The organism is Streptomyces sp. NPDC089919 (genome assembly GCF_040684615.1).
In the GTDB taxonomy this organism is placed as follows: Bacteria; Actinomycetota; Actinomycetes; order Streptomycetales; family Streptomycetaceae; genus Streptomyces.
The window spans coordinates 1-7,622 of record NZ_JBFBGK010000184.1; the positions used below are offsets into that span (position 1 = coordinate 1).

Below are 7,622 nucleotides of genomic sequence, written 5' to 3' on the forward strand. Positions count from 1 at the left end.
GGCCACCGAGTGGCCCTGGTGCGAGCAGGCCGCGGCCCAGCTCGACGCGATTTCCGACCGGCACGGCTGGGGTCTGCGCACCCACGTCTCGCACATACGACACAAACGTTCGAACATCCCGGACCTTGAGGGCGCCGGCGAAGATGCCGGGGAAGGCCAGGACGTTGTTGATCTGGTTCGGGAAGTCGCTGCGGCCCGTGGCCACGACGGCCGCGTACTTGTGGGCGACGTCCGGGTGGACCTCGGGGTTCGGGTTGGCCATCGCGAAGACGAAGGAGTCCTTCGCCATGGCGGCCACGGCCTCCTCGGGGACGGTGCCGCCGGAGACGCCGATGAAGACGTCGGCGCCGGCCAGGGCCGTCTCGAGGGTGCCGGAGAGCCCGGTCTTGTTCGTCAGGCCCGCGATCTCGGCCTTGACGTCCGTGAGGTCGGTGCGGTCGCTGGAGACCACGCCCTTGCGGTCGGTGACGCAGACGTCGCCGATGCCCGCGTCGACCAGGATCTTGGCGATGGCGATGCCCGCCGCGCCGGCGCCCGAGATGACCGCGCGCAGGTCGCCGAGGGTGCGACCGGTGAGCTTGGCGGCGTTGCGCAGGGCGGCCAGGGTGACGATGGCCGTGCCGTGCTGGTCGTCGTGGAAGATCGGGATGTCCAGGGCCTCCTGGAGGCGGCGCTCGATCTCGAAGCAGCGGGGGGCCGAGATGTCCTCCAGGTTCACCCCCCCGAACGACGGGGCGAGGCGGATGACCGTCTCGATGATCTCCTCGGTGTCCGTGGTCGCGAGCGCGATCGGCACCGCGTCGACGCCGCCGAACTGCTTGAAGAGGATCGCCTTGCCCTCCATCACGGGGAGGGAGGCTTCCGGCCCGATGTCACCGAGTCCGAGCACGGCGGTGCCGTCGGTGACGACGGCGACGACGTTGGACTTCCAGGTGTAGTCGTAGACCAGCTCGGGCTGCTCTGCGATGGCGCTGCACACCTTCGCGACGCCCGGCGTGTACGCGAGGGACAGGTCGTCCTTGTTACGGACGGGAACGGTGGCCTGCACGGCCATCTTCCCGCCACGGTGCAACGCGAAGGCCGCGTCCGGATTGTTGTCCGTGACGCTGTCGCTGCGAGGATTGACGATCTCCGCTGCCACTTATTTGACCCCTTAAGTCTTTATTCGTTGAGGGTGGCCACTCCTGGGTCAGGGGTGGGCGGGCACCGCGTTCGAGCTCCGAATTCCGCCGGCGGGTGGGCCGTCGTCCCTCAGAGGGGAGGTTTTCGTACGCGCGGGCGCGCCGCACACGCGCCCTGAGCCCCGGATGAGGGGTGTAAGGATCTGTTCTACCTGAAGAACGCTCGCCCAGACGAGTCGATTACGGCTCGATCCTACGGTCATTGTCCGGTTTTGCCGATAAGTCCGGCAGGGCCCGTCCACTGGCCGAGACGGACCGCAAAATGCGCGGTGTCAAGACCCTCCGGCGACGGAATCTCCGGCCTCGATCACGCTTGTCCGCAGGCATGTTGGACATCCCCGGACACCCGTTATGGGATTTTGACCTGGCTGGCCGTCTGAATCCCGGGGTCCGAATGGCAAGATGCCGTAATCACACGAGGTCGCGACACTCGAAGGTGCGTGCCCGACCTCTTTTCGGCCGCTGTCCTACCCCCGCCGGAGGAACAAGCTCATGACCGCAAGCACCACCCGTCGTACGACCGCCGCCCGGTCCCGGATCGCCGCGGTCGGCGCCATCGCGGTCGCCGGCAGCCTCCTGCTGGCCGGCTGTGGCGACCAGACCGACAAGAGCGGCAGCTCCTCCTCCTCCGAGACCCCGGGCTCCAGCGCGGCCCCGCTGTTCTCGAAGCTGCCGAAGAAGTACCAGGACTCCAAGGTCATCAAGGTCGGCACGGACGCCGCCTACGCCCCGATGGAGTTCACCGAGGAAGGCAAGATCGTCGGTGTCGACCCCGACATCGCCGAGGCCCTCGGCAAGCAGCTCGGCGTCAAGATGGAGATGGTCTCCGGCACCTTCGACGGCCTGATCACCTCGATCTACACCGGCCGCCAGGACCTGATCATGTCCTCGATGACGGACAACAAGAAGCGCCAGGACGGCCTCGACGACTCCGGCAAGAAGATCGGCAAGGGGATCGACTTCGTCGACTACTTCTCCTCCGGCGTCTCGCTGCTGGTCAAGAAGGGCAACCCGCAGGGCATCAAGTCCCTCGACGACCTCTGCGGCAAGACCGTCGCCGTCCAGCGCGGCACGATCTACGAGGACACCTTCAAGGCGCAGGCCACCAAGTGCGGCGCCAAGAAGCTCACCATCCAGGCCTTCGACACCGACGCCGAGGCGCAGACCCGCGTCAAGGCCGGCGGCGCCGTCGCCGACCTGAACGACTACCCGGTCGCGGCGTACATCGCCAAGACCTCGGGCGGCGGCAACGACTTCGAGGTCGCCGGCAACCAGGCGGACGTCGGCCTCTTCGGCATCGGCGTCTCCAAGGACAACACGCAGCTCCGCGACGCCGTCAAGGAAGCCCTCGACGCCATCATCAAGGACGGCTCCTACGCCAAGGTCCTGGAGAAGTGGAACGTCAAGGACAGCGCCGTCACCCAGTCGACCGTCAACGCCGGCAAGTGACCTCCGCGCTCCACTGAAGGGCAGTCACTGTGACTGACAAGATCGACAAGGGCCCGGCCGCCGCTCCGGCCGGCCCTCCCGCCTCGGAAGTCCCCTTCGAGGCGATCAAGGCCATCCCCGTCCGCCACTACGGCCGCTACGTCAGCGCCGTGGTGGTCGTGGCCCTGCTCGGCTGGCTCGTCTACGCCTTCTCCCAGGGCGACGTCATCTGGGCGACGGTCGGGGACAAGCTGTTCGACAGCTCCGTGCTCAGCGGTCTGTGGAAGACCGTCGTGATCAGCGTGACGGCCATGGCCCTCGGCCTGGTCCTCGGCATCCTCTTCGCCGTGATGCGCCTCTCGAAGAACCCGGTCACCGGCGCGGTGGCCTGGCTCTACATCTGGTTCTTCCGCGGCACGCCGGTCTACGTCCAGCTGCTCGTCTGGTTCAACCTCTCGCTGATCTTCCACTACCTGAACCTCGGCCCGTTCTACAAGGACGAGATGGTCGACGTGATGACCCCGTTCATGGTCGCCCTCCTGGGGCTCGGCCTGAACGAGGGCGCGTACATGGCGGAGATCGTCCGGGCCGGCATCCAGTCGGTCGACGAGGGCCAGACCGAGGCCGCGCACGCGCTCGGCATGTCGCAGACCAAGACCATGTGGCGGGTCGTCCTGCCGCAGGCCATGCGGGTGATCGTGCCCCCCACGGGCAACGAGTTCATCAACATGCTCAAGACCTCGTCGCTGGTCTCGGCCGTGCAGTACACCGAGCTGCTGCGCGCCTCGTCGAACATCGGCAACACGGCCGGCGCCGTCATGGAGATGCTGTTCGTGGCCTCCATCTGGTACCTGGCCCTGACGAGCGTCTTCAGCGTCGGCCAGTACTACCTGGAGCGCCGCTTCGCCCGCGGTTCGATCCGCAACCTGCCGCCGACCCCGTTCCAGCGGATCCGCGCCAACCTGACCATGTTCAAGCGTTCCCCGGAGGCCCGCGCATGACCGGCCAGCCGATGGTCAAGGCCGAGGGCGTCCACAAGTCCTACGGCACCGCCCACATCCTGCGCGGGATCGACCTCGAGGTCGCTCCCCGGGAGGTCTTCTGCCTGGTCGGCCCGTCCGGCTCCGGCAAGTCCACCTTCCTGCGCTGCATCAACCACCTGGAGCGCATCAACGGCGGCCGGCTCTCGGTCGACGGCCACCTGGTGGGCTACAAGCAGAAGGGCGACAAGCTCTACGAGCTGAAGGACAGCGAGGTCGCGGCCCAGCGCCGGGACATCGGCATGGTCTTCCAGCGCTTCAACCTCTTCCCCCACATGACGGCCATAGAGAACGTCATGGAGGCCCCGGTCCAGGTCAAGGGCGAGTCCAAGGCGGTGGCCCGCGAGCGCGCCGTGCGCCTGCTCGACCGGGTCGGCCTGGGCGACAAGGGCGGCAACTACCCCTCGCAGCTCTCCGGCGGCCAGCAGCAGCGCGTGGCGATCGCCCGCGCGCTGGCCATGGAGCCCAAGCTGATGCTCTTCGACGAGCCCACCTCGGCGCTCGACCCGGAGCTGGTGGGCGACGTCCTGGACGTCATGCGGGACCTGGCCGAGTCGGGCATGACCATGATCGTGGTGACCCACGAGATGGGCTTCGCCCGCGAGGTCGGCGACAACCTGGTGTTCATGGACGGCGGTGTCGTGGTCGAGTCCGGCCACCCGCGCGACGTCCTGGGCAACCCGCAGCACGACCGCACCAAGGCGTTCCTCTCCAAGGTGCTCTAGCCGCGCGTGCGCCCGGGGGCGGTACGGATCTCCGTACCGCCCCCGAGGCGTGTCCGGGGTCCCCCGGGTCCCGGCCTTCTTCGAGTCCGACCGACTTTTTCGGGTTCCGACCCGAGACCTAGGACCAGGGCGCCGGGGGCACCGGCCCGGGCGTCCGGGAACCGTCGGGGCGGCCCGTCCGTGATACTTCCCGTACCGCACGGACCACCCCCGGCACGTAATACCCTGAAGGTCATGGCAGCCATTACCGGCCCATGGTGACGACCCCAGCCTGCCACCGTAAGGACTACACGTGGAACTGGCCCATTACTCGGACTATGCAGTGCGCCTGGTCAACAGCGAGGAGCCGGCCCGCAACAAGGACACGCTGACCTCCGTCGAGGCGGTCCGGGGCCTCTTCGGCGCCAACGCCTCGGCGGCCCGCCGCGCCACGGACGCCGACGTCACCCGTTTCCGCGCGGTCCGGGCCCGGCTGCGGGCGATCTTCGAGGCGGCCGACACCGGCGACCAGACCCTCGCCGTCGACCTGCTCAACTCCCTGCTGCTGGAGTTCCCGGTCAGCCCGCAGATCTCCGGGCACGACTACCTCGACGAACACGGCCGGCCGCGCTGGCACCTGCACCTGGCCGACCACCCCTCCAACGCCACGGCCGGCTTCGCGGCCATCGCCTGCATGGGGCTGGCCTTCCACCTCACCGAGTACGGCGCCGACCGGCTGGGGCTGTGCCAGGCCGCGCCCTGCCGCAACGCCTACCTGGACACCTCCACCAACCGCTCCCGGCGCTACTGCTCCGACCGGTGCGCCACCCGCGCCAACGTCGCCGCCTACCGGGCCCGCAAGCGCCTGGAGGCCGAGCGGTCCGCGAGCACCGGCCGCAGCGCCGAGAGCGCCCAGGAGACCCGGGCCGCCAGCGAGGTCTGAGCGGGGTCGCGCGGGCGGTAGCGCAGCCGGACCACGGCCAGCACCAGCTCCTCGGGGACGGCGCCGTAGTCCGTGCTGTCACCGCCCGCGAAGGCGTTGTCCCCCAGCACCCACCAGCCGGCCGGCCGCCGCTCCGCGGCCCGCTTGACCACCAGCAGGTCCTGCTGGAAGGGGTGCCGCAGCACCACCACGCCACCGGGCCGGACCCGGGCCCCGTACTGCACCAGCAGTTGGTCGCCGTGGTGCAGCGTGGGCACCATCGAGGGACCCGTGACCTCGGCGTTCCCCAGGCGCACCTTGACCGGCACCCGCAACGGCACCCTCGACACCCACCCCTTCGGCACGTGACACCTCCCGGCACGTCATCCCGTACGTCGCTCCAGCCCTCCCATCCTGACCCTGGACTTTTGTCCCAAGCCCAAGGGGGCGCTCGCGAAATCCGCTTTCTCACGGAGTAATCTCCCACCTGAGAAGACGATCACGAGGAGGACAAGCTCAATGCTTTCCCGCCTGTTTGCGCCCAAGGTGAAGGTCAGCGCCCACTGCGACCTGCCTTGCGGTGTCTACGACCCCGCCCAGGCCCGCATCGAGGCCGAGTCCGTCAAGGCTGTCCAGGAGAAGTACCAGGCCAACGAGGACGCGGACTTCCGCGCCCGCGCCCTGGTCATCAAGGAGCAGCGCGCCGAGCTCGCCAAGCACCACGTCTCGGTGCTGTGGAGCGACTACTTCAAGCCCCCGCACTTCGAGAAGTACCCCCAGCTGCACGAGCTGGTCAACGACACCCTGAAGGCCCTCTCGGCCGCCAAGGCGTCGAACGACCCGGCGACCGGCGCGAAGGCCCTCGAGCTCATCGCCGAGATCGACCGCATCTTCTGGGAGACCAAGGCCGCCTGATCCGGCGCGCCCGGTCCGCGCGGCGCCCCCGGGCACCCGCCGCGGGCCACGGTCCCTGCCGTCCGTACCCGGTCCGCTTCCCGCGGGCCGGGTGCGGCCGTTTTCGGCCCGGGTGCCAGGGTTTCCGATGCGGGGCCCGGACGGCCCGTGGGGCGGTACGGCGGGGTCGGTACGGGTCGGGACGGGCGGCGCAAGTGCCGCGGGGCGTCGGGGGGATCACTGCCGGAGGCCCTTGGCCGGCCCGCTACCGGGCGGTAGCGTCCGGGGCATGTTCGCCGCCTACGCCGCCCGCATCGACCGTGACCAGCCGCTGAGCGGCCTCGAGCTGGGCGAGCGCCCGGCACCCGAGGCCCGGCCCGGCTGGGTGACCGTGAACGTCAAGGCCGCCTCGCTCAACCACCACGACCTGTGGTCGCTGCGCGGAGTCGGCCTCGGCGAGGACAAGCTCCCCATGATCCTCGGCTGCGACGCCGCCGGGATCGACCAGGACGGCAACGAGGTCGTCCTGCACTCCGTCATCGGCCAGAGCGGCCACGGCGTGGGCCCGACGGAGCCCCGCTCGATCCTGACGGAGCGTTACCAGGGCACCTTCGCCGAGCAGGTGACCGTACCGGCCTGGAACGTCCTGCCGAAGCCGAAGGAGCTCAGCTTCGAGGAGGCCGCCTGCCTGCCGACCGCCTGGCTGACGGCGTACCGGATGCTCTTCACCAACGGCGGGGTACGGCCGGGCGACTCGGTGCTCGTCCAGGGCGCCGGCGGGGGTGTGGCCACCGCCGCGATCGTCCTGGGCCGGGCCGCCGGCCTGCGGGTCTTCGCCACCAGCCGGGACGAGGCCAAGCGGAAGCGGGCCGTGGAGCTGGGCGCGCTGGAGGCCTTCGAGCCGGGTGCGCGGCTGCCGCACAAGATGGACGCGGTGATGGAGACGGTGGGCGCGGCGACCTGGTCCCACTCGGTCAAGTCGCTGCGGCCCGGCGGCACGATCGTCATCTCCGGCGCCACCAGCGGCGACCGCCCCTCGCACGCCGAGCTGACCCGGATCTTCTTCCTCGAACTGAAGGTCGTGGGCTCGACGATGGGCTCCAAGGACGAGCTGGAGGACCTGCTCGCCTTCTGCGCGACCACCGGCGTCCGCCCCGTCATCGACCAGGTACTCCCCCTGGACCGAGCCCGCGAAGGCTTCGCACGCATGGCCACCGGCGACCTCTTCGGCAAGATCGTCCTCACCGTCTGACCCCACCGGCGGGCCCTGCTCCGAGGCCCCCTTGCCGCCGGGGGCCTCCACCCCGCCGACGGGGGCAAATCCAGCCCCGCCGGCGCCCGGCACATCCAGCCTCGCTGGGGGCACCTCCCAGCGGTAGCTGGGGGAGTTTGAGGCGCGGGGTCCGGGGCGGAGCCCCGACACCGGGCGTCTCCAGCGGTTGTCTTCAGTACG

8 protein-coding genes are annotated in these 7,622 nt (G+C 69.7%); 6 read left to right on the top strand and 2 right to left on the bottom strand.

Annotated elements, in window-relative coordinates; translation table 11 throughout:
* A partial coding sequence (locus tag AB0O40_RS36920) for an NADP-dependent malic enzyme (RefSeq protein WP_365050495.1) occupies positions 1–1,141 on the bottom strand: 1,141 nt, incomplete at its 3' end.
* Positions 1,142–1,673: 532 nt separating this feature from the next.
* Between AB0O40_RS36920 and AB0O40_RS36925 the strand changes: the two genes are divergently transcribed.
* From AB0O40_RS36925 to AB0O40_RS36940, 4 genes are all read left to right on the top strand, one after another.
* Positions 1,674–2,630: an ABC transporter substrate-binding protein gene (locus AB0O40_RS36925; protein ID WP_365050497.1), complete on the top strand. Its 957-nt coding sequence runs from the start codon at positions 1,674–1,676 to the stop codon at positions 2,628–2,630.
* Positions 2,631–2,659: 29 nt separating this feature from the next.
* Positions 2,660–3,610, top strand: coding sequence for an amino acid ABC transporter permease (locus AB0O40_RS36930; RefSeq protein WP_365050499.1), 951 nt, complete (start codon positions 2,660–2,662; stop codon positions 3,608–3,610).
* Positions 3,607–4,374: an amino acid ABC transporter ATP-binding protein gene (locus tag AB0O40_RS36935; protein ID WP_365050501.1), complete on the top strand. Its 768-nt coding sequence runs from the start codon at positions 3,607–3,609 to the stop codon at positions 4,372–4,374. Before AB0O40_RS36930 ends, AB0O40_RS36935 begins: the two co-directional genes overlap by 4 nt.
* A gap of 292 nt (positions 4,375–4,666) precedes the next feature.
* The gene (locus tag AB0O40_RS36940) at positions 4,667–5,296 is read left to right on the top strand and encodes a CGNR zinc finger domain-containing protein (protein WP_365050502.1); all 630 of its coding nucleotides are present in this window, start codon (positions 4,667–4,669) and stop codon (positions 5,294–5,296) included.
* Here the strand turns inward: AB0O40_RS36940 and sodX are convergent.
* The gene (gene sodX, locus AB0O40_RS36945; RefSeq protein WP_365050508.1) at positions 5,200–5,625 is read right to left on the bottom strand and encodes a nickel-type superoxide dismutase maturation protease; all 426 of its coding nucleotides are present in this window, start codon (positions 5,623–5,625) and stop codon (positions 5,200–5,202) included. The two genes, AB0O40_RS36940 and sodX, sit on opposite strands and share 97 nt — an antisense overlap.
* 169 nt (positions 5,626–5,794) lie before the next feature.
* Here sodX and sodN point away from each other — a divergent pair, with 169 nt between their 5' ends.
* The gene (gene sodN, locus AB0O40_RS36950) at positions 5,795–6,190 is read left to right on the top strand and encodes a superoxide dismutase, Ni (RefSeq protein WP_365050504.1); all 396 of its coding nucleotides are present in this window, start codon (positions 5,795–5,797) and stop codon (positions 6,188–6,190) included.
* A 268-nt stretch (positions 6,191–6,458) separates the two neighbouring features.
* On the top strand, positions 6,459–7,421 hold the full coding sequence (locus tag AB0O40_RS36955; protein ID WP_365050506.1) for a zinc-binding dehydrogenase: 963 nt from the start codon (positions 6,459–6,461) through the stop codon (positions 7,419–7,421).
* Positions 7,422–7,622: the final 201 nt, after the last annotated feature.

Bases quoted from the DNA above. Each gene is read 5' to 3' on its own strand.
- AB0O40_RS36925 (WP_365050497.1), top strand. From the start codon at position 1,674: ATGACCGCAAGCACCACCCGTCGTACGACCGCCGCCCGGTCCCGGATC.
- AB0O40_RS36935 (WP_365050501.1), top strand. From the start codon at position 3,607: ATGACCGGCCAGCCGATGGTCAAGGCCGAGGGCGTCCACAAGTCCTAC.
- sodN (WP_365050504.1), top strand. From the start codon at position 5,795: ATGCTTTCCCGCCTGTTTGCGCCCAAGGTGAAGGTCAGCGCCCACTGC.
- AB0O40_RS36955 (WP_365050506.1), top strand. From the start codon at position 6,459: ATGTTCGCCGCCTACGCCGCCCGCATCGACCGTGACCAGCCGCTGAGC.